The organism is Cobetia sp. 1AS1 (genome assembly GCF_029846435.1).
Lineage (GTDB): Bacteria > Pseudomonadota > Gammaproteobacteria > Pseudomonadales > Halomonadaceae > Cobetia > Cobetia amphilecti.
On sequence record NZ_JARWKU010000012.1, the window covers coordinates 1 to 25,258 of the forward strand.

Here is a 25,258-nt window from a genome sequence, read left to right on the forward strand (position 1 = left end):
TCGGTGGCGGCGACGAAGGCCAGATCGGCATTGTCGGCATCAGAAGCGGTCAGCGTACCGCTGGCTTCCAGGGTGCCGTCTTCCTGCACGGCGCCGGCATCGGCAGTGATGACCGGCAGGTCGTCGGTGCCGGTGATGACGATGTCGACCGTAGTGGTCGAGCCATCGCTCAGCTCGACCACGAACGACTGGCTGACAGTGTCACCATCATTCAACCCCTGAACGACAGCGGCGTCGTTATCGAGGGTGTAGGCCCACTCCCCTGCCTCGTTGACGCTGAAAGTGCCGTAATCATCGCTTTGGGTGCCAGCGACAACATCAGTACTTTCGACATCGACAAGCGCGCCGGAAGCTTCGGTAACGCCATCCTCCGTTACCTCTCCAGAATCGCCGCCAATCAGGGCGCCCACATCATTGCTGGTTGCGGTGTTGCCGGCCGGGTCGGTGACCGAGGCTTCGACGCTGTACTCGCCTTCGCTCAGCGGCGTCTCGGCGTCAACCGTGTAGGTGCCGTTCTCGACAGTCACGGTGACGGTCTGCTCATTGCCGTCGCTGTCAGTGATAACCAGGGTGACGGTGCTGCCGTCTTCGGCATCGGTGGTACCGACGATGGTCGGCGTGGTGTCGGAGGTCAGTGCGGGAGCATCGACAGTCAGCGCCGGCGCGCTGGCGTCGATCTCGCCTACATCATTGCTGGTCGCGGTGTTGCCGACCGGATCGGTGACCGAGGCCTCGACGCTGTACTCGCCTTCGCTCAGCGGGGTCTCGGCGTCGACGCTGTAGGTACCGTTCTCGACGGTGGTGGTGACGGTCTGCTCGTTGCCATCACTGTCAGTGATGACCAGCGTGACGGTGCTGCCGTCTTCGGCATCGGTGGTGCCAACGATGGTCGGCGTGGTGTCGAAGGTCAGCGCGGGAGCATCGACGGTCAGCGCCGGCGCGCTGGCGTCGATCTCGCCCACGTCATTGCTGGTCGCGGTGTTGCCGGCCGGATCGGTGACCGAGGCCTCGACGCTGTACTCGCCTTCGCTCAGCGGCGTCTCGGCATCGACGCTATAGGTGCCGTTCTCGACAGTCGCGGTGACGGTCTGCTCGTTACCATCGCTGTCGGTGATGACCAGGGTGACCGTGCTGCCGTCTTCGGCATCGGTGGTGCCGACGATGGTCGGCGTGGTGTCGGAGGTCAGTGCCGGGGCATCGACGGTCAGCGCCGGCGCGCTTGCGTCGATCTCGCCCACGTCATTGCTGGTCGCGGTGTTGCCGGCCGGATCGGTGACCGAGGCTTCGACGCTATACTCGCCTTCGCTCAGCGGCGTTTCAGCGTCAACCGTATAGGTGCCGTTCTCGACGGTGGCGGTGACGGTCTGTTCGTTGCCGTCGCTGTCGGTGATGACCAGGGTGACGGTGCTGCCGTCTTCGGCATCGGTGGTACCGACGATGGTCGGCGTGGTGTCGGAGGTCAGTGCCGGGGCATCGACGGTCAGCGCCGGCGCGCTTGCGTCGATCTCGCCCACGTCATTGCTGGTCGCGGTGTTGCCGGCCGGATCGGTGACCGAGGCCTCGACGCTGTACTCGCCTTCGCTCAGCGGCGTTTCAGCGTCAACCGTATAGGTGCCGTTCTCGACGGTGGCGGTGACGGTCTGCTCGTTGCCGTCGCTGTCAGTGATGACCAGCGTGACGGTGCTGCCGTCTTCGGCATCGGTGGTACCAACGATGGTCGGCGTGGTGTCGGAGGTCAGTGCCGGGGCATCGACCGACAAGGACAGCACGATCTCTGTCGGCAGTGTCGGATCAAGATCCAGCCCCAGGCCATCTTCGTCCTCATCATTGAATTCCGGGTCGGTAAAGCCGCCCTCATATTCATAGGAGGTCCGTTCGACACGCCCTTCGCGCCCCACCCCAGAGGCATCCAGGAAACCACTACGACTGCTGCCCGGCGCACCGCCATTCTCACCGGCTGCGGGAGCTTCCTGAATCGCGGTCGGGTCTTCGCCACGAGCGATCGCTTCGCGCAACGCTTCCACTGCCGGGTCAACAGGCGCTTCCCCACGCGACTCGGCCAGCAACACTTCAACGCCGATCGGGGCCCCCTGCGGCACCACAAGCTGGGTGCCGTCTTCCAGCACCACGATCGCGCCCTGCGGTGCGACCAGAGTGGCTGTCGGTTCAAGCGTCATTCCATTGACGACACGCTGCGCCTCGTTGGTGGAGGAAACAACAAGTACTGTGCCTTCTGTGCGGATGACCTGGACCATGGGGACATACTCCTGCTGGGGAAAGGTGCTGCATCATGCTGCGAAGGGGGCAATGGCATGATCGACAAGAACGGATAGTTACATTTTGATACACAACATCACTTACTGCAACCTAGCAATTTTCAGTAGTGTCGTCGCGCCATGAGGATGAAATATCTAATTCCAAAAAACCTCTATTAATCAGTAACTCACACTCACAAACTTCGTCATTGCGGTTTAGCGAATCTTGCGAGACTGAACAGACCACTGGCGCCGGATATTACGCAAGGGTCGTGATTGATCATGAGATCTCGCTAATACCGTAGCATCGTTGTATAGCCATTGTTCAATCAAATCTGCCAAATGTAACAATACTCTTACATTTTGCGGCTGCTGTTGGGCAATACGGCGCAAGTGGCTGCCGGGAGCCTCGCCAACGTGGGGGCCATGGCCCGTACGCTCCAGCCGCTTCACCAATCTGCGGTAGGCCCGCACACCTGCGTGCGCTGACACCTCACGGCCAGACCACAACACCAGTGCCACGCCTGCCAGCACCACACTGGCCAGCAGCCCGAGTACACCCCAGACAAGCCATTCCCAGCGGAAGTCACCAAACAGTCGCTTCCAGAGATTTCGCTGCTCGTCGAGACGGAACCCCACCACGCTGCGTTGCCAGCGGTATTCGAAACGCTCCCACTGCCGTCTCAGATCACTGAGCAATGAATTATTCAGCGTGAAGGCGCGCAAGCCAGCATCGGCCATGAAGCCCGGCTGCCCCTGCAGACTCAGCGCCCCCTGCGAGATTCGCTCGGGAGCCACCGCCGCGGTGGGATCAAATCGATGCCAGCGGCCAGCATAGAACACCTCGACCCAGGCGTGGGCGTCATACTGACGGATGCTCAATTCCTGCGGCCCACCGATGCCATCGCCTTGTGCCTCGCCGCCCAGATAACCCGCGACCATACGCGCCGGCAGTCCGGCAGCGCGCGCCAGAAAAACGCTGGTAGAAGCGTAATGGGTGCAATAGCCCTGCAAGCTGTCGAACAGGAAATCATCGACACGGCTGAGCCCCTCGAGGCGCTGTGGCGTCAGGGTGTAGTGGAAAGGCTGGCGATTGAAATACTGAAAAAGGCGCTGCAGGAAGACCTGAGGATCTCCCCCCGACTCCCGCATCAGATCGCGAGCGAACTCACGGGCACGCGGGTTGCCATCATCGGGCAACAGCTGATCAAGGCGCTGCATCCATTGCGGAGCCGTTGTCGGTGGCGCGCCGGAGGAAGACATCTCCAGCAGCTCGCGGGTATTGAGTGACGCCAGCCCCTCAAGGGTGCCGTCGATCAGGTAACGGGCCTCGCGGCTGGTCGTCAGTGGCGCGCCGAGACTCGGTCGCCAGGGGCGCGGGTCCGGCTCCAGCAGCAGCTCATAGCGATGACGCGCGACTTCCCCCTCCATGCGTGTTCCGCGCTGAACGTAGCGCTCGGCCGGCCCGCCCAGTGCCTTCTGAAGACGCTCCGGCGTGGCGCGTGACCAGCGCACGCCATCAAACAGGCTCAGGGTATACACACGCCAGTAGCGCTGGGAGGCCGCAGGCAGTCCGTTGTCGAAACGTGCCCGAAACGCCAGGGCGTCACTGCGACCCAGGGCGGCGATATCGCCGGGAGAGACACTGTCGGTAAGCCCCGTGGTGGCCTCGTTGAGCTGCGGCACGTTCCACAGCGGCGGCAAGCGGGGAAAGAGCACGAACAAGCCCAGCATCAGCGGCAGGGACAGCCCCATCAGCCAGGCCGTCTCCCGCATGGCCTCGCGACGCTCGCGTGCGCCGGCGATCAACACCAGCCCACCGACCAGCCACGCCGCAGCCATGACGGAAGCCGCCGCCATCAAGGGCCCCTGGTCATGCAGGAAGGCCGCCGCCAGCACCACGAAACCCAGCCCGCAGACCACGCGACCATCGCGCAGGCTGTCCGTCTCCAGCAGCTTGAGCAGATAGATGCCGACCAGCAGGCCGATCATCGCCTCCAGGCGCAGCATCTGGCCGTATTCGAGAAACAGGCCCGCCGCGACCATTGCCACCGCCGCCAGTCGCAACAGGATGCCAGCGCGCGGAACTCGCGCCCGGAGTTGCTGAAAGCGCCACAACGCCGCCAGCAAGGCCGGCAAGGCAAGCCACACCGGCATCCACAGCACATGCAGTGCCAGCACCAGACACTGGCCGATGAACAGGTGGCGCAGCTCCAGCCAGCCCAATGCCTGGTCAGGCGTCAGCGGTTTGCGCTGCCACCAGCGTCGTCTGGCGCCGGAGGAGGGAGAAGATGCGCCACTGGAGAGCTCGTCCTTTGAGGAACGGCCCAGGAAGGCACGTCCCGGGGAAGCCTTGGCTGTCGACAGGCTCATGCGCTGCCCTCCTGACTCAAGGGACGACTCGCGCCGGCTCGCTCGGCGGCCTCACTGGCCACCAGCTGGGCGGACCATGGCAACCTGTGCTCGCCGCCGAACAGCGTCAGCGCCTCAAGCACTCGACGGCGATGCGCCCCGCCACTGGCGATGGCCAATGTCTGGCCCGGCAGCCGCAGACCATAGGTCGCCTGGGCTCCTTCCGCCGCCAGCACCCGCGCCGTCAGCTCCGAGAGCCGCTGCTCCATGTCGCCACGACAGGCCTCGTAATCCAGCCACAGCGAGGGACGCGCAGGTGTCTCGAAGCGCTTGGTGACCAGCTCTCCGCTACGCCCCCAGTGCTTCCAGGCGATATGCGCTGGCGCATCACCCGGCACATAGCGGCGCAGCCCGGCGAAATCGCCCTGCTCTATCTGCTCGAGCGTGCGACGACTGCCCTGCGGGGTGGAGGGAAGCTCTGGCCGTGGATAGACGAGGACCGGCGTGTCGATCGCGACCCAGGCCCACAGGCGCACCAGTCCCAACGGCCAGCGCGACTCCAGCGTCAGCGTCGGCAGTGAGAACTGGCCACGCTGAAAGGCCGCCAGCTCCAGCGGCGCACTGCCTTCGCCGTCATGGATCTCGAGTCGCTGGCGCGCCTCTCCCAGTCGCACATCGATGGCATGTGAGCGAGCCCGACCGGTGAGACGCACCATGACGCGCAACGTATTGCCTGCAAACGCCTCACCATCGGCGATCAGCTGCACTCGCACGCCCGCCAGATTGCGCCAGCTGCGAAAGATGCTGACCACTGCCACGGCGAACAGCCAGAAGGACAGACCATGCGCCAGCGAGTTCTCGTAATTGATCCCCAACAGCAGCAGCAGGATCACCAGCACCGCCCAGAACAGCCCGAAGGGCGTCGGCAAGATCATCAAGCGCGCGTGATGAAGCGCCTCGCCTCCGCCAATCGACATCTTGCGCAGCATGCGGGCTTTCACGCGCGTCCATGCGCCGGGTTTCGCCACCTGGGTCATGCAGGCACCACCGCCACCTGCCCGAGCAGATGGCGCGCCACGGCTTCACCTTCGGCAACACTGCCTTCGCTGAGGCGGTGCCCCACGACGGGCGCCCAGACCGCTTGCACATCCTCCGGCAGCACATAGTCACGTCCTGCCAGCAGTGCCCAGCCACGCGCAGCACTGGCCAACGCCAGCACCCCGCGCGTCGAGAGACCATAGGCCACTTCCGGTGAGCTGCGCGTCGCCGCCACCAGCGCCTGCAGATAATCCAGCAGCGGATCAGACAGGCGCACACGGTCCACGGCGGCCTGCCACTCCTTGAGCACCGAGACGGGCAACAAGGGTCGCAGCGCCTCGATATGCTGTCGCCCGGCATTGCCCTTGAGAATCTCGCGCTCGGCTGCGGGTTCCGGATAGCCCAATGACAGCCGCATCAGGAAGCGGTCCAGCTGAGACTCCGGCAGCGGGAAGGTGCCGGATTGCTGAAGCGGATTCTGGGTCGCGATCACGAAGAACGGTTCTGGCAGGCGACGGGTCTCACCTTCCACCGTCACCTGACGCTCTTCCATCGCCTCCAGCAACGCGCTTTGCGTCTTGGGTGTGGCACGGTTGATCTCGTCCGCCAGCACCAGCGAGTGGAACACCGGGCCGGGGTGAAAGCGGAAGTTGCCCTCACGCGGGTCGAATACCGACACGCCGAGAATGTCAGCCGGCAATAGATCGCTGGTGAACTGCACCCGCTGCATGTCCGCTCCGATCAGACGCGCCAGCCCCTGGGCGAGCGTCGTCTTGCCCAGCCCCGGCAAGTCCTCGATCAGGACATGACCACGGCACAGCAGACAACAGAGCGCCAGACGGATCTGGCGCGGCTTGCCCGCCAGCACGGTCGACAATGCGGCTTCCACCTCTTCCAGCTGCTGTGGCGATACCTTGGCATTCATGCAAAGACTCCAGAACAAAGTGGGGAGGAGGAGATGCGGCCGTCACGATGGGCAGCACACGCCAGATGACGCAGGGCCAGCAGCGTTGTTGCGCAGGCTCGACAAGGAAAAGCGAAGATCATCGGCTCAGACTCTCACTCAAAAAGCCTTCACGAATCAGGCGCTCAAGGGCCATACGGCTATCAGGCGTTGAAGGATGCAACGCAAGCGCATCGGCCGGCGTGACCCAGAAGGCGTCCGCCACTTCTTCAGCCTGCAGCGTCAGCGGGCCATCGTAATGCACCAGATATGCACTGCCGAAGACATGGTTGGTCGCGTCGGTGTAGCAGAAATCGAAACAATGCTTGAGCGGCGCACCGCGCACGCCAATCTCTTCCTCCAGCTCGCGACGGGCAGCCACCTGCACGGCCTCACCGGCCCCGACAACCCCCCCACTGGCGAGATCGAAATAGCCGGGGAACACCTCCTTGCTCAGGGTACGCTTCTGGATGCACAGCTCACCGCGGGCATTGAGCACGAAGGCATAGGTGGCACGGTGCCAATAGCGGTAGCGTCGCATCAAGCGACGTGGAGCCGTGCCACAAGGGCGATTCTGCGCATCGACCAGCTGAATGATTTCGTCCTGGATCACCGTTCCCTGTTCCTTGCCTGTCCTTGAATCACTTCGATAGCCATCCGCGACGACCAACACCGCCGGATGGCATCGACCAATGCGTCCCACGGTAGCAGAATGCGACGAAGCTGCCTTCAACTGCGGCCCGGACACCTGCCTTCACACCCGGGCAACAGGTGACGCTCGCATTCGTGCAAATCACCTAAAACAGAACTCTCTGCAATAGCCTCTGCACTAGCCTCTACACTAGAGGCCATCGACGTCAGAAAACACCACACTGGCATCATGGACCGGCTCCAAGGTCATTCTCTTTACACACCCAGACAGGAGATGCGCACAGCATGAGGCAACCTCGCCAGGGACATGGCGCGCCGCGACGCGCCGGACAGATATCGGCTGGCCTGACCGCCCTTCGCACCATCGCCAGCAGATGGCTGGCGACGCTAGCCCTGCTCTCCCTTGCCACGGTTCACGCCTCGGCGCAGGAGCCCCCATCCGCCGCTCCCCATGTCGAGCAAGCCTTCGCGCTACCGACGCCACCGGGTGCCACGACCGGGGCCGCCTACCTGACACTCTCGATCGCAAAGGGCGATGCCGTGCTGACAGGCGCCAGCACGCCGATGGCCGCCACGGTCGAATTGCACAGCATGCAAGTCACGCAAGAACGCATGCAGATGCACAGAATCGAGCAACTGGCGATTTCCTCTGACGCGCCGCTGACGATGGCTCCCGGCGGCGGCCCCCACCTGATGCTGATCGGGCTGACGCAGCCACTCATTGCGGGCGACAGGCTGCCACTGACACTGCATTTTCTGGCGAGACCTGACACGAGCCTTGAGGTCTCGATCAAGGACTACGCCGAGATGATGTCGCTCAGTGAGTAACGCCATCGGTGCATACGCCTCTATCGACAAACACCTCTATCGACAAACGCCTCAACCCGCGAAACGCGCATGCAAAACGGCCCTGACACAAGGTGCCAGGGCCGTTTTCGACCAGATATCGAATCACCAGATCCTCACCGGGCTGACAGGCTGTCTCAAAGCCCCCAGACCACCCGCAACGCCAGCCCCAGCAACACCACGCCCGTCAGACGGTTGATCCACATCGCGCGCGCCTGCAACCAGGGCAGCACCCGCGAGTGCGACAGCACCAGTGCCACCAGCACATACCAGAGTCCGTCGATGCCCATGGCCGTCACGACGACCAGCCACTTGCCCATCTCGCTCATCTCCGGCGTGATCAACTGACTGAGCAGCGCCACGAAGAACAGGATCAACTTGGGGTTGGCCAGCGCCACCATGAAACCATCGCGTATCGCCATGGAGCGAGACGTCGTGACGGCCTGCGCCTCCAGCGCTCCACCGCGACCCGCCCGCAGTGCCTTGAACCCCAACCAGGCCAGATAGACTGCCCCCAGCAGCATGATCGCCTGGAAGACGCCCGGATAATGAACGATCAAGGCGCCGAGCCCCCAGGCAGTCAGCGCGGCGTACAACCCGACTCCCAGCGCATGACTGATACCGGCGGCGACCCCCGCACTCCTGCCGCCGCCCAGGGTATGGCGCAGCACCATCGCCAGACTCGGTCCGGGCGACATCGCCCCCATCGCGCATAGCGCAACCAGTGACAACCACAGATTCAGCGGCATCCAATGCATGAAGGTCATTCCATGTTCCAGTCAATTGGTGAAAGCGACACAGCGCCGGCCTCGGACATACACCTGGGGGGATCACCTGACAGTAGCCCGGCGCTCGCGATGGGGCCCGCCTTCTCCATCCGGCGCTGCTCAAGGGATGAGAGCATCGGACACATACGACTCCCACCAAGCCTTCAGGTAGACGCAGTCGAGTGTATCAAGCGCCGTGCTGATGCGGCAGCAGGCCATATGGACGACCTGAACATGCCCCTCACGATAGGTGTCACACGGGCTGGACAGTCCACCCTCGAAGGCGGCCGTCGTGCATGGATTTATATGAGAACATAATAAAGTACAGAAATTTACACATTTGAAAACTTGTGCAACAAATTAGACGTTGTACAAGTTTATGATAACCAGTAACGTCTCTACCGCTGCTCAGGAAGAGCGGCAGGTTCAGCGTAGTGACAGGCCAAGTGCACAGGAAGTGCAGCCAGGGACAGGCCCTGTCAAAGGATGACGCGCAGGCTTGGGGACTTCGCTCCTTAGCCAGGAAGATTCGTAAGCCTGAGCGGGTAGGTTTACGAATCTTCATGACTGGCAAGCCTGCGAGCTCAGGGAAAGAGAGCACTACGCTGAATGACACCGAATTCAGTCAGTTTCTGAAAGGTGTACAAGATTCTTGCGGGTCAGTAGCGCCCGATCGCTGCTCAGGAAGAGCGGCAGGTTCAGCGTAGTGACGGGCCAAGTGCACAGGAAGTGCAGCCAGGGACAGGCCCTGTCAGAGGATGACGCGCAAGCATGGGAAGCTTCACTCCCCGGCCAGCAAGATCCATGAGTCTGAGCGATTGATTCATGGGCCTTGATAGCTGGCAGGTTTGCGAACTCAAGGAAAGAGACCACTACGCTGCACCTCACCAGATTCAGTCAATTGCTGAGAAGGAGAGGAAACATGGAAGGGAAAGCTCAAGCCGCACTGTGTTGTCCGGCATGCTCCGGCCTGAAGATGGAGTATCAGTACCACACCCCATCGGCCGACCACCTGGTGCACTGCCAGGATTGCCATGAATACGTCGGCATGTGGTTTACCCTGCGCCAGGAACTCGCGATCCAGAACACCCGCATCGCACTCCTCGCCCCCTCCCTCGCCAGCAACAGCATTTATCGACGCGTAAAGAGCGTTCCACATCAGGCGTGAGCCGCCGTCTGGATGCACGAGGCACAGGAAAGCCCCGACATTCGCTCGGGGCTTTCCTGTATCTGGCCCCCTGCCGTCACGTACAGAGCACAGACAAGCAGCTGCCAGCGCCAGCGCCATGACAGGCAAGCGTGAAGAGATAAGCAAGGACAAGTATTCGGGACGGGGTAGAGACAGACTGAGCGCGAGCGAAGAACCACAAGGGAGATGAATCGGTGGGAGCCAGAAACGCAAAAAGCCGCTCGAAAGCGACTTTTTCAATTCTGGTGCCGGTGGTCGGACTCGAACCGACACGCCTATTAAGCGGCGGATTTTGAATCCGCTGCGTCTACCAATTCCGCCACACCGGCAACGGAGCGAAATTATACGGGACATTGCGCCAAGGTCAACGAGTTTTGGCGTCAGATCAGACACATGGAGCGCTTCCTCACACCCCACGCCGCAGTGGACTCAGGCGTGTCGCCCGCAAACGGGTCTTCGCGTGGACGATGGCATTGGGTATCATGAGCGACCTTTTTCGTCTGCCCAGACAGCCAAGGCCTCGAGAGTGTCGCACCTGACTGCCCCACCCGCAGAAAGGGAGTCATGCGCTCGCGACGAGAGCGCCAGTGTCTCAGGGCGGCATCTCCCCATTGTGCATGTACGCATGCCACGGAGCGCACCACGCGCCTCGTGCTATCAGAGTGTCAGGTTGGCCATGTCACGTATCGATTCCGGTGATGCCTCGGGCGTTGCCACACCTAACGACGCGCGCCCGATGCAGCGCAGCGATTACGATTTCAGCCTGCCGGATGAGCTGATTGCCCGCTACCCGTCAGAGCAACGCAGCGATTGCCGGCTGCTGCATCTGGATGGCAAGAGCGGCGAGATCGTGCACCGCCGCTTCCCGGATCTGCTCGAGCAGCTGGAACCCGGCGATGTCGTGGTCTTCAACGACACCCGCGTGATCCCCGCGCGCCTGCATGGTCAGAAAGCCTCCGGCGGCAAGATCGAGATGCTGCTGGAGCGTCCGCTGGACGCCCATCGTGGCCTGGCGCACATCCGCTCCAGCAAGTCGCCCAAGCCGGGCACCGAGCTGATCTTCGAAGGCGGCATCACGGCCGTGGTCGAAGGCCGCCAGGAGGCGCTGTTCGAGCTGCGCTTCCACGGCGAGACGCCGATGATCGAGCTGCTCAATCAGCATGGCCACATGCCGCTGCCGCCTTATATCACTCGGGATGACGAGCTGTCGGATCGCGAGCGCTATCAGACGGTCTATGCAAAGCGCGATGGCGCCGTGGCCGCCCCGACGGCGGGCCTGCACTTCGATGAGCCGATCATGGCCGCCATGGCCGAGAAAGGCATCGAGACCGCCTTCGTCACCCTGCATGTGGGCGCCGGCACCTTCCAGCCGGTGCGCGTCGACAGCATTCTCGAGCACCACATGCACAGCGAGTGGATCGAGGTCGGTCAGGAAGCCTGCGACAAGATCGCCCGTGCCCGCGCCGCCGGTCGCCGCGTAGTCGCCGTCGGCACCACCAGCGTGCGCTGTCTCGAGAGCGCCGCCAAGGCCCACGCTGGTGAGCTGGCCCCCTACTCCGGCGATACCGACATCTTCATCTACCCGGGCTACGAATGGCAGGTGGTGGATCTGTTGATCACCAACTTCCATCTGCCGGAATCGACCCTGCTGATGCTGGTCTCGGCCTTCGCCGGCTACGAGCACACCATGGCGGCCTATCAGGCGGCGGTTGAAGAGCGCTACCAGTTCTTCAGCTATGGCGATGCCATGCTGCTGGAACGCGCCTGAATCCCCTCTTCTGACATGGCCCCGGCATTCGCCGAGGGCCGTGTCATGCGCAGTTAACGCGCCCCGCGCTATGCTGCGGCATAGTGGCATCGACACACCAGCTGCGGCCTGTTTCGCCGCCAAGCAAAGAGAGCACCATGCGTAAAGAATGCTTCATGAGCTTTGAAAAGCTCGCGACCGATGGCCGTGCACGTCGTGGCCGCATGTCCTTCCCGCGCGGCACCGTGGAAACTCCGGCCTTCATGCCGGTAGGCACCTACGGCACCGTCAAGGGCATGACGCCGGAGTCCATCAAGGACATCGGCGCCGAGATCATCCTCGGCAACACCTTCCACCTGTGGCTGCGCCCGGGCACGGAAGTCATCGAAGCGCATGGCGATCTGCATGACTTCGCGCAGTGGGACAAGCCGATCCTGACCGATTCCGGCGGCTTCCAGGTCTTCTCGCTGGGCAAGACGCGCAAGATCACCGAACAGGGCGTTCACTTCCGCTCACCGGTCGATGGCTCCAAGGTCTTCATGGGCCCGGAAGAATCGATGGCGGTGCAGCGCTCGCTGGGCTCCGACATCGTGATGATCTTCGATGAGTGCACGCCGTACCCGGCCACCCATGATGAAGCGCGCAAGTCGATGGAGATGTCCCTGCGCTGGGCGCAGCGCTCCTACGACGCGCATGGCGACTCGCCGTCGGCGCTGTTCGGCATCATCCAGGGCGGCATGTATCCGGACCTGCGCGAGAAGTCCCTCGAGGGCCTCAAGAAGATCGATTTCGACGGCTATGCCATCGGCGGCCTGTCCGTGGGCGAGCCCAAGGACGAGATGATCAAGGTTCTCGACTACCTCCCCGAATGGATGCCGGAAGACAAGCCGCGCTATCTGATGGGCGTCGGCAAGCCGGAAGACCTCGTCGAGGGCGTGCGACGTGGCGTCGACATGTTCGATTGCGTGATGCCGACCCGCAACGCGCGCAACGGCCACCTGTTCACGCCGACGGGCACCGTCAAGATCCGCAACGCCGTCCACAAGCGTGACACCTCACCGCTGGACCCGGACTGCGATTGCTACACCTGCACCAATTTCTCGCGCGGCTATCTGCATCACCTTGATCGCTGTGGAGAAATGCTCGGCTCGATGCTCAACACCATCCACAATCTGCGCTACTACCAGACCGTGATGGCTGGTTTGCGCGGTGCAATTGAAGCGGGTACATTGCAGGACTTCGTGGAACAGTTCTATGCCGCGCGCGGCCTGCCGGTGCCGCCGCTGGCCGACTGATCGAGGCGAATGACGACCGGGGGCCAAATCCTCCGGTCGTCTTGATATTCGACTCGAGCCAGACGTGAAGAAGAGCCTGAATCACGCTCATTGCATAACAACAGTTCACTCGTAACCTCTGGAGATACACATGCTGGAATTCCTGATTCCTGCCGCACACGCGGAAGCCGAAGCGGCTGTCGCCGGCGGCGGCGCCATCGGCCAGATCGTCATGCTGGTCGGCTTCGTGGTCATTTTCTATTTCCTGCTCTGGCGTCCGCAGTCCAAGCGCGCCAAGGAACACAAGAACCTGATCGGCAATCTGGCCAAGGGTGACGAAGTCGTCATCGGTGGTGGCCTGGTTGGCCGCATCACCAAGGTCAGCGAGCAGTTCATCACCATGGAGCTGAACGAAGGCAACGAAGTCAACGTGCAGAAGTCTGCCGTGGCTGCAGTCCTGCCGAAGGGCACCATCAAGTCCATCTGATCCCTCCTGCTGCCGGCCCCTGTGCCGGCAGCATGCTTTTCTCTCCCGCTCCACCAAGGACAGGGCTGCCATGCTCAACCGCTATCCGCTTTGGAAGTACCTGGTGATCTGCCTGGTACTTGCCGTCGGCGTGATCTACGCATTGCCGAATCTCTACCCCGAAGACCCGGCTGTGCAGATCAGTGCCGCCAGCGGCGCCGAGGCCATCGACCAGCAAGACCTCGATCGCGCCACCAGTGCCCTCGAAAACGCCGGCATCACGCCCAAATCCGGGGAACTCAACGGTTCCACCGGCCTGATTCGCCTTACCAGCAACGACCAGCAGCTGCGCGCCAAGGAACTGATCAGCGAGACGCTCGGCGATGACGCCATCGTCGCGCTGAACCTGGCCGACGCCACGCCGTCGTGGCTGGCCAGCCTCGGTGCCTCACCGATGAAGCTGGGCCTTGACCTGCGCGGCGGTGTCCACTTCCAGCTGGAAGTCGACATGGACGCCGCGGTCAAGCAGCGCCTGGAAGTCAACGCCAGCGCCATCAAGGAAACCCTGCGCGAGGAGCGTATCCGCTACCGCGGCAGCGAAGTCGACGACGGTACCCTGAGCCTGACGTTCTCCGATGAGGAAGACCGTTCGAAGGCGCGCTCACTGATCTCGCGCGACTTCCAGAACTTCGAATACGACGAGCGCGATGTCGAGCGTGGGGCCGTACTGGACCTCACCCTGACCGCCGCCGCCGTCAAGGAGATTCAGGATTACGCGGTCAACCAGAACCTGACCACGATCCGCAATCGCGTCAACGAGCTGGGCGTGTCCGAGCCGCTGGTTCAGCGCCAGGGCCCGAACCGCATCGTGGTCGAGCTGCCGGGCGTGCAGGACACGGCCGCCGCCAAGCGCGTACTGGGTGCCACCGCCAACCTCGAATTCCGTCTGGAAGCGGCCAGCGACACGCCGGCCAGCGAGATGGAGAGCTTCGCGTTCCGCAACCAGCCGAGCCGCACCGCCAACATCATGAAGGACGTGATCATCAGCGGTGACAGCGTCTCCAGCGCCAGCACCAGCTTCGATGAAAGCGGCCGTCCGCAGGTCAACATCAACCTGGACGGTACCGGTGGCTCGATCATGAACCGCGTCACGCGTGCCGCGATCGGCCGCAACATGGCGGTGCTGTTCATCGAGCACAAGACCCGCACGCGCACCGTGATGGAAGACGGCGAGAAGGTCGAGAAGCGCATCCCGTACACCGAGAAGGGGCTGATCAGCCTGGCGACGATCCAGAGTGCACTGGGCAACAGCTTCCGCATCACCGGCCTCGACTCGCCGACGGAAGCCAAGGAGCTGTCGCTGCTGCTGCGTTCCGGCTCACTGGCCGCGCCGATCTACTTCGTGCAGGAACGCACCATCGGCCCGAGCCTCGGTGCCGAGAACATCTCGCGCGGTATCCTGTCCGTCGAGCTGGGCCTGCTGCTGGTCGTGCTGTTCATGCTGGCGCGCTACAAGGCCTTCGGTGTCGTCGCCAACGTGGCCCTGACCGCCAACCTGGCGATCCTGATTGCCGCGATGTCGATGCTGGGCGCCACCCTGACCCTGCCGGGTATCGCCGGTATCGTGCTGACGCTGGGCATGGCGGTGGATGCCAACGTGCTGATCTTCGAGCGTATCCGCGAGGAAATGCGCTCCAAGATGCCGCTGCACCAAGCCGTGCACACCGGCTTCGAGCGCGCCTTCACCTCCATCGTCGATGCCAACATCACCACCCTGCTGGTCGCGGTGATCCTGTTCTCCATCGGCAGTGGCCCGGTCAAGGGCTTCGCGGTGACGCTGTCCATCGGCATCCTGACGTCGATGTTCACGGCGATCATGGTCTCGCGCGGCATCATCAATCTTGCCATTGGCGGCAAGACACTCAAGAAACTCTGGATCTGAGGGGCCATCGTGATGCGACAGTTTGACTTCATGAGCAAGCGGCGCGCGGCCTTCATCGTCTCCATCGTGCTGACGATCGTGGCCATTGGCGCCCTTGTGATTCATGGCCTGAACCTGGGCCTCGACTTTACCGGCGGCACCCTGGTGGAAGTGAAATACCAGGCGGCACCGGCGCTGGACAGCGTGCGCCAGACACTGGAAGCCGCCGGCTACAAGGATGTCTCGGTCCAGACCTTCGGTGCCAGCAACGAGATTCTGGTGCGTCTGCAGCAGAGCTTCGAAGCCGGCATCGGCAATGACATCGTGGCGCATCTGCAGGCCACCGGTGACAGCGTCAACCTGATCCGCGCCGAGTTCGTCGGCGCCCAGGTCGGTGATCAGCTGCGTGACCAGTCCGGTCTCGGCATGCTGCTCGCCCTGGCCGTGGTGATGGTCTACGTGGCCTTCCGCTTCCAGTACAAGTTCGCCCTCGGCGCACTCATCTCGCTGGGTCATGACGTCATCATCCTGCTGGGCATCTTTGCCTTGTTCGGACTCGACTTCGACCTGACGGTACTGGCCGCGGTGCTGGCCGTGATAGGCTACTCATTGAACGACACCATCATCGTCTACGACCGCATTCGCGAGAACATCCGCAAATCGCGTACCGATCACATGCCGTCGATCTTCAATGACGCCATCAACGCGACGCTGTCACGCACGCTGTCCACCTCCGGCACCACCTTGCTGGTGTTGCTGGCGCTGTACTTCCTCGGCGGTGACATGATCCACAACTTCGCCATCGCACTGATCATCGGTGTGGTCGCGGGGACCTTCTCGTCCATCTACGTGGCAGCGGCGCTGTTGCTGGTGGTCGGCCTGAAGCGTGTGGATCTGATCCCCCCGCCCAAGGAGCAGTTCGAGGACGGCGCGCCGTAAGCGCCTCCACTCGTTAAGCCCGGCACGGATCGCCAGGCACAAAAAAACCCCACCTCATGCGAGGTGGGGTTTTTTTCGTTCTCCAGACGGCCCCGAGGGCTGTCAGGTCACGTCGTCTTGCAGGGTCTTACAGGTGCGGCTGCATTGTCTGCGCCAGCGCCTTGTACAGACGTGCGCCAGCGGCCATCAGAGTGCCTTCAGCAACCACGACCGGCGTGCCGTCGGCACTGCCTGCCAGAGCGCCACATTCCTTCAGGAACAGGCTGACGATCTCGCTGTCACCAGCATCCAGACCCAGCACATAGACGGCATCGACGCGGCCGGAGGCCAGCTCGAGCACGTCCAGCAGCGCACAGCCGCTGGTGCGCAGCATCTCGACCTGCGGGCCGACCTGCTGAACGATGGAGAGGTAGGTCGGCAGGTGACGCGGACGCTGCCAGCTTTCCGGCAGGCCCATCGCCAGACGCGCACCTTCGATGGAGGTGGCGTTGGTCACGCGGATACGGTGACCGGAGTGCTGGGCGCCACGACCGCGGCTGACGATGTACTCTTCGTCAGTGAACGGTGCGATGACCACGGCGTGCTCGGCACGGCCCTTGAACAGGCAGACCACGGACAGCGCGAAGCCGGAGGCCGCGGATGCCAGGTTGGAGTAACCGTGCACCGGCTCGATGCGCCAGTGATAGTCAGAGCCCTGACCTTCACCATCGCGATGGTCGGTATAACGGCCGGAGAGACCGTGTTGCGGATAACCGCGCTCCAGCTGACGCACGATGTGCGCTTCGGCGCGACGTGCAGTGTCTGCAATGAAGGTGTCGAGATCGTTGTCGCCACGGGCGACTTCGATACGTTCACGAGCACGGACGAACTGCTCTGCGGCACCGCGTGCAGCACGCAGCGCAAATTGGACCATCGGATGCATGATCAAGGCCTTGACGAGTCGGGAGCTGTTAAAGAACGGGTGCCACGGCGCGTGAGACTTCAACGCGGCGCAACACGGATCGAGCGAAACTGGGTGCAATCAGATCAGGCGGTCATGTAGCCGTACAGGAATCCTGATACGGCGCGGGGCGCGCTGCATAGTGCAATGTATGCAGGCTGCCAGCCGCCACAGCACGCGGCGCCAGCGAGGGCGAACACATGTTGCGACATGACGGGACGGCGTAGTCTATCAGAGCTCGGCTTGAGCTGCCATTGCCTGCGGCCACCCTCTGCCTGCGCGTCGCGTCCTTGCGCCCTGCCCGCTCGCGCCGCTCTTGCCCTCAACACCGGCGGGAAACTGCTCCCTGACGCGGCTTCATGCTAGGATATCGGGTCCTGACGCGCGATTTATCGCTGAGTCTGCGTATGCGGATCACGCACTGCGCCAGCCGCGTCGGCCGACCCGCCCTTCAATTGCTATCCTGGAAGTCCTCATGCTTGAACGTCTGCGCATTGTCCTGATTGGCACCAGCCATCCCGGCAACATTGGTGGTGCAGCCCGCGCCATGCTCAATATGGGCCTGGCCGATCTCGCACTGGTCGCGCCGCGATGTCAGGTGCAATGCCAGGAATCCGCCTCACGCGCCTCGGGTGCCGATGCACTCGTCGCCAGCGCCTCGGTGCACGAGACGCTGGAAGAGGCCGTGGCGGATTGCAGTCTGGTGGTCGGCTGCAGCGCACGCTCCCGCAACCTGCCGTGGCCGATGATCACGCCGCGCGCCTTCGGTGCCACCCTGGCCGATGAAGCCCGCCTGCCGGATGCCCGTGTGGCCATCGTCTTCGGCCGCGAGGATTCCGGCCTCTCCAATGAAGAGCTGCAGCGCTGTCACCGCCACGTGCATATCCCGACCAACCCGGATTTCAGCTCGCTGAATCTGGCCGCGGCGGTGCAGGTGCTGGCCTATGAGTGCCGCCAGGCATGGCTGGCCGACCAGGAAGCCGCCGGCGAGACGCCGCGGGCCGAGGATGACCAGCCGTTCGGTATCGACTGGGACAGCCCGCTGGCCAGCCATGCCGACCTCGAGCGCCTGTTCGAGCATCTCGAGAAGACACTGATCAGCGTCGACTTCCTCGATCCGGAACAGCCGCGCCAGCTGATGGCACGCCTGCGTCGCCTCTATCTGCGCGCGCGTCCGGACAGCATGGAAATCAACATTCTGCGCGGCATTCTTTCCGCGGTGGACAAGCAGGTTCGCCTGGCACAAGCCGACACGGCCAACCGCACTTCCTGAGGACACGCCATGTTCACTCGACTGCGTGAAGACATCGATAGCGTGTTTGCCCGTGACCCGGCGGCGCGCAACTTCTTTGAAGTCCTGACCAACTATCCGGGCCTGCATGCGCTGGTGGCCCATCGCATCAATCACTGGCTATGGCGCCACAACGCCAAATGGCTGGCGCGCACCGGCTCGACCCTGATGCGCTGGCTGACCGGCATCGAGATCCACCCGGGTGCCACCATCGGTCGGCGCTTCTTCATCGACCACGGCATGGGCGTCGTGATCGGCGAGACCGCCCTGATCGGCGATGATGTGACCCTCTATCACGGCGTCACTCTCGGCGGCACCACCTGGAACGCCGGCAAGCGCCACCCGACCCTCGGCGATGGTGTCATCGTCGGTGCCGGCGCCAAGATTCTCGGCCCGTTCACCGTCGGTGCCGGCGCCAAGGTCGGCTCCAATGCCGTGGTCACGCGTGAAGTGCCTGCCGGCGCCACCGTCGTCGGCATTCCCGGCAAGATCGTCAAGCGCGCCGAGCCGGATGTGGCGGAGGAGCCGTCGGTCGACCCGGAAAGCCGCGAGGCCATGAAGGAGAAGTTCGGCTTCGATGCCTACGGCATGGGCCAGGACATGCCCGACCCGGTCGCGCGCTCCATGCACGCGATGCTCGATCACATGCATGCCGTGGACAAGCGCATCGAACAGATGTGCGGCACGCTGCGCAAGCTGGATGCCAGCTATCGCGCCGGGCGCCTGCCGGAGCTCGATGACGCCGACTTCGCCCAGCTGATCGATGAACTGGGGCCCTGCGGTGGCGAGACCACCGTCGCTGACGTGGCCGCGGCCCAGGGCAGCACCTCGCCCAAGGCCGGAGCCGCAGCATCCAGCGCATCGCAGGGCACTGCCCCTGATGACCAGCCGCGCTCCGAGCAGACCTCGACCCAGCAGGCACCGACTGAGCAATCACCGACCGAGCAGGCAAGCGATACGCAGGAGCCCGCCGAACGTCAGCATGGCTAAAGTTGACCAATTCAGTCGGGATTGACCCCGCCAGACCACCCCACCATAATGGGGCGCATTGATACGCCGTCTCACCAGAGGCGGCGACTACGCCCGGCCTCGTCCTCAACGTCGCAGGCTCCATCTGCTCACGGACTCTGTCATGCGCCTGACCACCAAGGGACGCTACGCCGTCACCGCGATGCTCGATCTGGCCCTGCATGCCAGTTGCGGCCCGACCTGTCTGGCCGATATTTCCGTACGCCAGGGCATCTCGCTGTCGTATCTGGAGCAACTGTTTGCACGTCTGCGGCGTGCAGGTCTGGTCAAGAGCGTGCGTGGCCCCGGTGGCGGTTATCTGCTGGATACCGAACTCGAGACCACCTCGGTGGCGTGCATCATCGACGCCGTCAACGAGTCAGTCGATGCCACACGCTGTCAGGGAATGTCGGACTGTCAGGCCGGTGACACCTGTCTGACGCACCATCTGTGGTGTGATCTGTCCGACGAGATCCACGGCTTTCTCGACGGCATCAGCCTGGCCGACCTGGTCGCGCGCGAAGAGATTCGCCAGATCGCCAGTCGTCAGCGCAAGGCGTGCGAGCCGACACCGATCACCGTCATGCAAGGCAGCTGAGCGGCGTTTGCCAGCCAGGCTGAGCACGGCCAGCCGAGGCGATGCTCGCCGCGCCCCATCGCCTTCGAGATCGCCTTCATCACGTTCACCGTCATCACTGTCTGTCGTGTCTTCAGGAAGTCACCATGTCCCAGCCGATCTACCTTGACTATGCCGCCACCACGCCCGTCGACCCACGCGTCGCCGAGCTGATGATGCGTCACCTGACGCAGGACGGCACCTTCGCCAATCCGGCCTCGCGCAGTCACATGCCGGGCTGGCTGGCCGAGCAGGCCGTCGAGGGCGCGCGTCGTCAGGTCGCCGAACTGATCGGTGCCGACCCGCGCGAGATCGTCTGGACCAGCGGTGCTACCGAAGCCGACAATCTGGCGCTGACCGGCTACATGCGTGCCAATGCCGCGCGTGGCCGCCATCTGATCACCTCGACCATCGAGCACAAGGCGATCCTGGATACCGCCAGTGCGCTGGAAGCGGAAGGCTTCGAGGTGACGCGCATCGCGCCGCAGCCTGACGGCCGCATCAGCCCGGACAGCCTGCGCGACGCCCTGCGCAGCGACACCATCCTGGTATCGCTGATGGCGGTGAACAACGAGCTGGGCAGCCTGAATGACCTGGATGCGCTGGGCGACATCGCCCACTCGCATGGCGCGGCCTTCCATGTCGATGCCGCCCAGGCGCCCGGCAAGGTGCAGATCGATGTCAGCCGTCAGCCCATCGACATGCTGTCGCTGTCCGCCCACAAGGCCTACGGCCCCAAGGGCATCGGCGCGCTGTACGTGCGTCGCCAGCCGCAGATCAAGGTCGATGCCCTGATCCACGGCGGTGGTCATGAGCGCGGCATGCGTTCCGGCACCCTGCCGACCCATCAGATCGTCGGCATGGGCGAGGCCTACCGCCTGAGCGCCGAGCAGTTCGACGCCGATCACCAGCACCTCGTCGCGCTGCGTGATCAGTTCGTCGCCGGGCTTGCCGGCCTTGAAGGCGTGCACTTCAATACCGATATAGAGGTCAGCGCGCCCAACATCGTCAATCTCGCCTTCGAGGGCGTGGATGGCGAGGCGATGCTGATGGCGCTGCGCGGCATCGCGATTTCCACCGGCTCGGCCTGCAATTCCGCCAGTGTCGAACCGTCGTTCGTCCTCACCGGCATCGGGGTGCCCCGTCCGCTGGCGCTGGCATCACTGCGCTTCAGCTTCGGTCGTTTCACCACCGCTGCCGACATCGAATCCGCGCTCGGCGAACTCAGGCATGCCCTGACGTCGCTGCGCGCCTGACCCGGGAGACTGCTCATGGCACATCTGTCGATTTCCTCCTCCGCCGCCGACCAGATCCGCGTCGTGCTGGCCGAGCGCGGCCACGGCCTTGGCCTGCGTGTCTCGGTCAAGCCCAGCGGCTGCTCCGGCTACAGCTACGTGCTCGACTTCGCTGACGAGGTCAACGAGGAAGACGCCGTCTTCGTCGATCACGGCGCTACCGTCTATGTCGACACCGAAGCCCTCACCGTGCTCGACGGCTCCGAAGTGGACTACGTCAAGGACGGCCTGAACCGCTACTTCCGCTTCAACAACCCCAACGTCAAGGACGAGTGTGGTTGTGGCGAGAGCTTCAGCGTGTAGACCAAGCTTCAGCGTCTAGACCAGGCTTCAGCGTCTGAGACTGGCTTCAGCTTGTAAACAGAGCTTCAGCGTCCAGGCCAGACTCAACGTCCGAGCTGACCCTCAGCGCCTCGCCAGCCCATGCCGACGAGGCGCTTGCCATCTGTGCGTCATGCGACTCAGGCATGATGGATGCAGCCGGTGGCACTTGCCGCTATAATGCCGCCCACTTTTGTCGCGCGCATGCCGACAGAGCCCGTTTTCCGCCGTTCGGCATCTGCCGTGCGGCTCTTCAAAGCTTGTCTCAGGAGATTCACCATGACTCAGCGTACTCTGTCCATCATCAAGCCGGATGCCGTTGCCAAGAACGTGATCGGCGAAATCTACTCTCGCTTCGAGAAGGCCGGTCTGCAGATCGTCGCTTCCAAGATGGTTCACCTGTCCAAGGAACAGGCCGAAGGCTTCTACGCTGAGCACAGCGAACGTGGCTTCTTCGGTGAGCTGGTCGGCTTCATGACTTCCGGCCCGGTCATGATCCAGGTGCTGGAAGGCGAAGACGCCATCACCAAGAACCGCGACCTGATGGGCGCTACCAACCCGAAGGAAGCAGAAGCCGGCACCATCCGTGCAGACTTCGCCACTTCCATCGACGCCAACGCCGTTCACGGTTCTGACGCGCCGGAATCTGCTGCTCGCGAAATCGCCTACTTCTTCGGCGACAACGAAATCTGCCCGCGCGGCTGATTTCGCCTTGTACGACTGAGAAGCCCGGCCCTTCGGGGCACGCGCCTTTCAGCCGTGCATGACACGACGGCCCTGCCTGCGAGGCGGGGCCGTCGTGGTATCGGACGTGCTGAAGCGTCGCGCGACAGCATGCACCCCCTGAAGCAGATTCGACGCTTGAGCAGGTCCGATACGCTTTTCTGAAAGCCGCTGCAGCGCCCTCTCCCCACGCCATGTGACGCCCACGCACACTGCGCTGATGATGAGAGCCTCTTGAGGTCTGCGAGCCATCGCCACCTCCGCTGACAGCGTCGCCCTGCAGACGTCTATCCTTTGTGTGACGCCTGCCCATCCCTGACACGACCGGCCCATACCATGACTGATACCACTGCAACTGCCACCGATGCCGCGGCCCCTGCCGCCGTCAAGCTCACCAACCTGCTGGGCCTGCCGCGCCCGGCGATGGAAGCCTTCTTCGAGAGCATCGGCGAGAAGAAATTCCGCGCCACCCAGGTGATGAAATGGATTCACCAGGAAGGCGTCGACAGCTTCGACGAGATGACCAACCTCGCCAAGCCGCTGCGCGAGCGCCTCAAGCAGGTCGCCGAGATCCGTGCGCCGGGCATCGTCTATGAAGGCGAGTCCAAGGACGGCACCCGCAAGTGGGTACTGGAAGTCAGCGATGGCAGCTATGTCGAGACCGTGCTGATCCCGTCCGAGAACGGCAACCGTCGCACCCTGTGCGTGTCTTCCCAGGTCGGTTGCTCGCTGGACTGCAGCTTCTGCTCCACCGGCAAGCAGGGCTTCGAGCGTGACCTGACCGCCGCCGAGATCATCGGCCAGGTGTGGGTCGCCACCCGTGGCGCCGAAGACCGCAAGGACACCCGCAAGCGTCCGGTCACCAACGTGGTGATGATGGGCATGGGCGAGCCGCTGATGAACTACGACAACGTCGTGCCGGCCATGAAGCTGATGCTGGACGACAACGCCTATGGCCTGTCCAAGCGTCGCGTCACCCTCTCCACCTCCGGTGTGGTGCCCAAGCTGGACCAGCTCGGCGACGAGATGGACGTCAGCCTGGCGATCTCGCTGCACGCGGCCAACGATGAACTGCGCAACGTGCTGGTGCCGATCAACCGCAAGTGGAACATCCGCGCGCTGCTCGACTCCTGCCATCGCTACCTGGCCAAGTGTGACGACGCACGTATCGTCACCATCGAGTACACCCTGATCAAGGACGTCAACGACCAGATCCAGCACGCCGAGGAACTGGCCGCGCTGCTCGACGAGCTGCCGTGCAAGATCAACCTGATCCCGTTCAACCCGTTCCCGCATTCCGGTTACGAGAAGCCGTCACGCAACCAGGTGATGCGCTTCCAGCAGCGTCTCTATGAGCTGGGCTACACCGCACCGGTGCGCGCGACCCGTGGCGATGACATCGACGCCGCCTGTGGCCAGCTGGTCGGTCAGGTCAAGGACCGCACCCGTCGCGCCGAGCGTTACATCAACGCCATCCAGCTCGACGCCGACTGAGCGGCTGCCAGCCCTGACCTGACGCTATCGCCATAGCCATGCGCCGCCCTGCCACCTTGACTTGTGGCAGGTGCGGCGCTTTGATGGGGGCGCTTTTGTTGCCTGCCGCGACCCTCGCCCGCAGGCACATCATGAGCCTTCATTCACGCGAGGATTGCATGCCGAGTCGTCTGCCCCGTCATCGCACCAATGAGCATGACCCTGTCGCCCATGGCACTGTCACACAGGGCCCCTGCCAGCATGATTCCCACACCCGCACCGCTGCTCGCGGCATCACTCGCCGCACCAGAGCCCTGCTGCTGTGCCTCGGATTTGCCGGCCTGACCCTCGCAGGCTGCGCGACACGCGTGGAAACCAACGACCCCTACGCCCCGCCGGATGACAACAAGGCCTCGAACGCCTACGTGGAACTCGGAGAGGCCTATCTGGGTCGTAATCAGCTGCAACGTGCCGACAGCGCCTTCCAGAAGGCACTCAAACTGCAGAGCAGCAATGCCGAGGCCAAGGCCGGACTGGCGATGATCTACCAGCGCCAGGGTGAGAACGTGCTCGCCGATGACTATTTCAATCAGGCCATTTCCAGCGATCCGTCCTTTACCCGTGCGCGCAACAACTACGCGGCCTTTCTCTACTCTCGCGGTGAATACGTCGAGGCCTGTCGGCAGCTCGAGATCGCGGCGGAAGACCTGACCTACGACAATCGTGGCCAGCTCTATACCAATCTGGGCCGCTGTCAGTTGCAGCTGGGCAAGACCAGCGAGGCAGCGAAGAGTTTCGAGCGTGCCGTCAAGATCAACCCGCGTGAGTCAGAGGCCTGGTTGGCGGTGGCACGCATGTCACATGACGCCGGCGACAATGACGCCGCCCAGTCGGCGCTGAGCCGCTACTTCCGTCTGGCAGGTACCGATAGCGACAGTCTCGCCCTGGCCGTCGATGTGGCCACGGCTCGCGGCGACAGCCGTCTGGCAGATCTCTACAGCCGTCAGCTGGAGCAGGTCATGACACGTGAATCCGGTCGCGCGGTGATTCGCACTCCCTGAGCGAGGCGCAACGACGCCGCTGATGGCGCCATCTCATGGGCGGGGTCGCTGCAAGCAGGACCGAGAAGACCGAAATGCCGGTGAAAATCTCGGCGCGGGCTTGGTATAGTGCCGACGCGGACGAACGTGTGTTCGTGCGCGT

The 25,258-nt window shown here is 63.3% G+C and carries 22 protein-coding genes and 1 tRNA gene; 15 read left to right on the forward strand and 8 right to left on the reverse strand.

Annotation, left to right across the window (positions count from 1 at the left end):
• The 5 genes from QD280_RS15930 to QD280_RS15950 form a co-directional block, all read right to left on the reverse strand.
• Positions 1 to 2,255 (reverse strand): retention module-containing protein (locus QD280_RS15930; RefSeq protein WP_279839996.1); only part of this gene is annotated, 2,255 nt, incomplete at its 3' end.
• A 216-nt stretch (positions 2,256 to 2,471) separates the two neighbouring features.
• Positions 2,472 to 4,628 carry a DUF3488 and transglutaminase-like domain-containing protein gene (locus QD280_RS15935; protein WP_279839997.1) on the reverse strand — a complete coding sequence of 719 codons (2,157 nt, stop codon included), beginning with the start codon at positions 4,626 to 4,628 and terminating at the stop codon, positions 2,472 to 2,474.
• Positions 4,625 to 5,644 carry a DUF58 domain-containing protein gene (locus QD280_RS15940; RefSeq protein WP_279839998.1) on the reverse strand — a complete coding sequence of 340 codons (1,020 nt, stop codon included), beginning with the start codon at positions 5,642 to 5,644 and terminating at the stop codon, positions 4,625 to 4,627. The genes QD280_RS15935 and QD280_RS15940 overlap by 4 nt, the downstream gene beginning before the upstream one ends.
• The gene (locus tag QD280_RS15945) at positions 5,641 to 6,570 is read right to left on the reverse strand and encodes a MoxR family ATPase (RefSeq protein ID WP_054556876.1); all 930 of its coding nucleotides are present in this window, start codon (positions 6,568 to 6,570) and stop codon (positions 5,641 to 5,643) included. Before QD280_RS15945 ends, QD280_RS15940 begins: the two co-directional genes overlap by 4 nt.
• Positions 6,571 to 6,688: 118 nt before the next feature.
• Entirely contained in the window at positions 6,689 to 7,201 is a 513-nt protein-coding gene (locus QD280_RS15950) for an NUDIX domain-containing protein (RefSeq protein ID WP_054556875.1), read from the reverse strand.
• A 323-nt stretch (positions 7,202 to 7,524) separates the two neighbouring features.
• Between QD280_RS15950 and QD280_RS15955 the strand changes: the two genes are divergently transcribed.
• Positions 7,525 to 8,067: a copper chaperone PCu(A)C gene (locus tag QD280_RS15955; RefSeq protein WP_279840000.1), complete on the forward strand. Its 543-nt coding sequence runs from the start codon at positions 7,525 to 7,527 to the stop codon at positions 8,065 to 8,067.
• A 155-nt stretch (positions 8,068 to 8,222) separates the two neighbouring features.
• On the opposite strand, the gene QD280_RS15960 is transcribed toward QD280_RS15955, so the two are convergent.
• On the reverse strand, positions 8,223 to 8,834 hold the full coding sequence (locus QD280_RS15960; RefSeq protein ID WP_054556894.1) for a LysE family translocator: 612 nt from the start codon (positions 8,832 to 8,834) through the stop codon (positions 8,223 to 8,225).
• Positions 8,835 to 9,774: 940 nt separating this feature from the next.
• Here QD280_RS15960 and QD280_RS15965 point away from each other — a divergent pair.
• Positions 9,775 to 10,020: a hypothetical protein gene (locus QD280_RS15965; protein WP_279840001.1), complete on the forward strand. Its 246-nt coding sequence runs from the start codon at positions 9,775 to 9,777 to the stop codon at positions 10,018 to 10,020.
• A 264-nt stretch (positions 10,021 to 10,284) separates the two neighbouring features.
• Here the strand turns inward: QD280_RS15965 and QD280_RS15970 are convergent.
• Positions 10,285 to 10,370 (reverse strand) — tRNA-Leu (locus QD280_RS15970).
• 407 nt (positions 10,371 to 10,777) lie between these two features.
• Between QD280_RS15970 and queA the strand changes: the two genes are divergently transcribed.
• The 5 genes from queA to secF all read left to right on the forward strand — a co-directional run bounded on the left by queA (position 10,778) and on the right by secF (position 16,388).
• Positions 10,778 to 11,809, forward strand: a complete 1,032-nt coding sequence (gene queA / locus QD280_RS15975) for a tRNA preQ1(34) S-adenosylmethionine ribosyltransferase-isomerase QueA (RefSeq protein WP_107336757.1) — start codon at positions 10,778 to 10,780, stop codon at positions 11,807 to 11,809.
• Positions 11,810 to 11,946: 137 nt separating this feature from the next.
• On the forward strand, positions 11,947 to 13,083 hold the full coding sequence (gene tgt, locus QD280_RS15980) for a tRNA guanosine(34) transglycosylase Tgt (RefSeq protein WP_279840002.1): 1,137 nt from the start codon (positions 11,947 to 11,949) through the stop codon (positions 13,081 to 13,083).
• 130 nt (positions 13,084 to 13,213) lie between these two features.
• A complete protein-coding gene (yajC, locus tag QD280_RS15985) occupies positions 13,214 to 13,549 on the forward strand; it encodes a preprotein translocase subunit YajC (protein ID WP_043333819.1) in 336 nt (111 codons plus the stop codon).
• Positions 13,550 to 13,619: 70 nt separating this feature from the next.
• A complete protein-coding gene (gene secD, locus QD280_RS15990; RefSeq protein WP_054556870.1) occupies positions 13,620 to 15,470 on the forward strand; it encodes a protein translocase subunit SecD in 1,851 nt (616 codons plus the stop codon).
• A gap of 12 nt (positions 15,471 to 15,482) precedes the next feature.
• Positions 15,483 to 16,388, forward strand: coding sequence for a protein translocase subunit SecF (secF, locus tag QD280_RS15995; RefSeq protein WP_054556869.1), 906 nt, complete (start codon positions 15,483 to 15,485; stop codon positions 16,386 to 16,388).
• 127 nt (positions 16,389 to 16,515) lie between these two features.
• On the opposite strand, the gene QD280_RS16000 is transcribed toward secF, so the two are convergent.
• Entirely contained in the window at positions 16,516 to 17,310 is a 795-nt protein-coding gene (locus QD280_RS16000; protein WP_043333816.1) for an inositol monophosphatase family protein, read from the reverse strand.
• Between the two features lie 493 nt (positions 17,311 to 17,803).
• On the opposite strand from QD280_RS16000, the gene QD280_RS16005 reads away from it, so the two are divergent.
• The 8 genes from QD280_RS16005 to pilW all read left to right on the forward strand — a co-directional run bounded on the left by QD280_RS16005 (position 17,804) and on the right by pilW (position 25,116).
• On the forward strand, positions 17,804 to 18,601 hold the full coding sequence (locus QD280_RS16005) for an RNA methyltransferase (RefSeq protein WP_054556868.1): 798 nt from the start codon (positions 17,804 to 17,806) through the stop codon (positions 18,599 to 18,601).
• A 9-nt stretch (positions 18,602 to 18,610) separates the two neighbouring features.
• Positions 18,611 to 19,609: a serine O-acetyltransferase gene (gene cysE / locus QD280_RS16010; protein ID WP_192839406.1), complete on the forward strand. Its 999-nt coding sequence runs from the start codon at positions 18,611 to 18,613 to the stop codon at positions 19,607 to 19,609.
• Between the two features lie 142 nt (positions 19,610 to 19,751).
• On the forward strand, positions 19,752 to 20,225 hold the full coding sequence (locus QD280_RS16015; protein WP_043333815.1) for a Fe-S cluster assembly transcription factor: 474 nt from the start codon (positions 19,752 to 19,754) through the stop codon (positions 20,223 to 20,225).
• Between the two features lie 125 nt (positions 20,226 to 20,350).
• Positions 20,351 to 21,499: an aminotransferase class V-fold PLP-dependent enzyme gene (locus QD280_RS16020; protein ID WP_225347262.1), complete on the forward strand. Its 1,149-nt coding sequence runs from the start codon at positions 20,351 to 20,353 to the stop codon at positions 21,497 to 21,499.
• A 15-nt stretch (positions 21,500 to 21,514) separates the two neighbouring features.
• On the forward strand, positions 21,515 to 21,841 hold the full coding sequence (locus tag QD280_RS16025; protein WP_043333813.1) for an iron-sulfur cluster assembly accessory protein: 327 nt from the start codon (positions 21,515 to 21,517) through the stop codon (positions 21,839 to 21,841).
• A 297-nt stretch (positions 21,842 to 22,138) separates the two neighbouring features.
• Positions 22,139 to 22,564: a nucleoside-diphosphate kinase gene (gene ndk, locus QD280_RS16030; protein WP_043333812.1), complete on the forward strand. Its 426-nt coding sequence runs from the start codon at positions 22,139 to 22,141 to the stop codon at positions 22,562 to 22,564.
• A gap of 354 nt (positions 22,565 to 22,918) precedes the next feature.
• Positions 22,919 to 24,076, forward strand: coding sequence for a 23S rRNA (adenine(2503)-C(2))-methyltransferase RlmN (rlmN, locus tag QD280_RS16035; RefSeq protein WP_043333811.1), 1,158 nt, complete (start codon positions 22,919 to 22,921; stop codon positions 24,074 to 24,076).
• Between the two features lie 158 nt (positions 24,077 to 24,234).
• Positions 24,235 to 25,116: a type IV pilus biogenesis/stability protein PilW gene (gene pilW / locus QD280_RS16040; protein ID WP_279840003.1), complete on the forward strand. Its 882-nt coding sequence runs from the start codon at positions 24,235 to 24,237 to the stop codon at positions 25,114 to 25,116.
• The last annotated feature ends 142 nt before the right edge of the window (positions 25,117 to 25,258 follow it).

Bases quoted from the DNA above. Each gene is read 5' to 3' on its own strand.
- QD280_RS15935 (WP_279839997.1), bottom strand. From the start codon at position 4,628: ATGAGCCTGTCGACAGCCAAGGCTTCCCCGGGACGTGCCTTCCTGGGC.
- QD280_RS15940 (WP_279839998.1), bottom strand. From the start codon at position 5,644: ATGACCCAGGTGGCGAAACCCGGCGCATGGACGCGCGTGAAAGCCCGC.
- QD280_RS15945 (WP_054556876.1), bottom strand. From the start codon at position 6,570: ATGAATGCCAAGGTATCGCCACAGCAGCTGGAAGAGGTGGAAGCCGCA.
- QD280_RS15955 (WP_279840000.1), top strand. From the start codon at position 7,525: ATGAGGCAACCTCGCCAGGGACATGGCGCGCCGCGACGCGCCGGACAG.
- QD280_RS15960 (WP_054556894.1), bottom strand. From the start codon at position 8,834: ATGCCGCTGAATCTGTGGTTGTCACTGGTTGCGCTATGCGCGATGGGG.
- QD280_RS15965 (WP_279840001.1), top strand. From the start codon at position 9,775: ATGGAAGGGAAAGCTCAAGCCGCACTGTGTTGTCCGGCATGCTCCGGC.
- queA (WP_107336757.1), top strand. From the start codon at position 10,778: ATGCAGCGCAGCGATTACGATTTCAGCCTGCCGGATGAGCTGATTGCC.
- tgt (WP_279840002.1), top strand. From the start codon at position 11,947: ATGCGTAAAGAATGCTTCATGAGCTTTGAAAAGCTCGCGACCGATGGC.
- yajC (WP_043333819.1), top strand. From the start codon at position 13,214: ATGCTGGAATTCCTGATTCCTGCCGCACACGCGGAAGCCGAAGCGGCT.
- secD (WP_054556870.1), top strand. From the start codon at position 13,620: ATGCTCAACCGCTATCCGCTTTGGAAGTACCTGGTGATCTGCCTGGTA.
- secF (WP_054556869.1), top strand. From the start codon at position 15,483: ATGCGACAGTTTGACTTCATGAGCAAGCGGCGCGCGGCCTTCATCGTC.
- QD280_RS16000 (WP_043333816.1), bottom strand. From the start codon at position 17,310: ATGCATCCGATGGTCCAATTTGCGCTGCGTGCTGCACGCGGTGCCGCA.
- QD280_RS16005 (WP_054556868.1), top strand. From the start codon at position 17,804: ATGCTTGAACGTCTGCGCATTGTCCTGATTGGCACCAGCCATCCCGGC.
- cysE (WP_192839406.1), top strand. From the start codon at position 18,611: ATGTTCACTCGACTGCGTGAAGACATCGATAGCGTGTTTGCCCGTGAC.
- QD280_RS16015 (WP_043333815.1), top strand. From the start codon at position 19,752: ATGCGCCTGACCACCAAGGGACGCTACGCCGTCACCGCGATGCTCGAT.
- QD280_RS16020 (WP_225347262.1), top strand. From the start codon at position 20,351: ATGTCCCAGCCGATCTACCTTGACTATGCCGCCACCACGCCCGTCGAC.
- QD280_RS16025 (WP_043333813.1), top strand. From the start codon at position 21,515: ATGGCACATCTGTCGATTTCCTCCTCCGCCGCCGACCAGATCCGCGTC.
- ndk (WP_043333812.1), top strand. From the start codon at position 22,139: ATGACTCAGCGTACTCTGTCCATCATCAAGCCGGATGCCGTTGCCAAG.
- rlmN (WP_043333811.1), top strand. From the start codon at position 22,919: ATGACTGATACCACTGCAACTGCCACCGATGCCGCGGCCCCTGCCGCC.
- pilW (WP_279840003.1), top strand. From the start codon at position 24,235: ATGCCGAGTCGTCTGCCCCGTCATCGCACCAATGAGCATGACCCTGTC.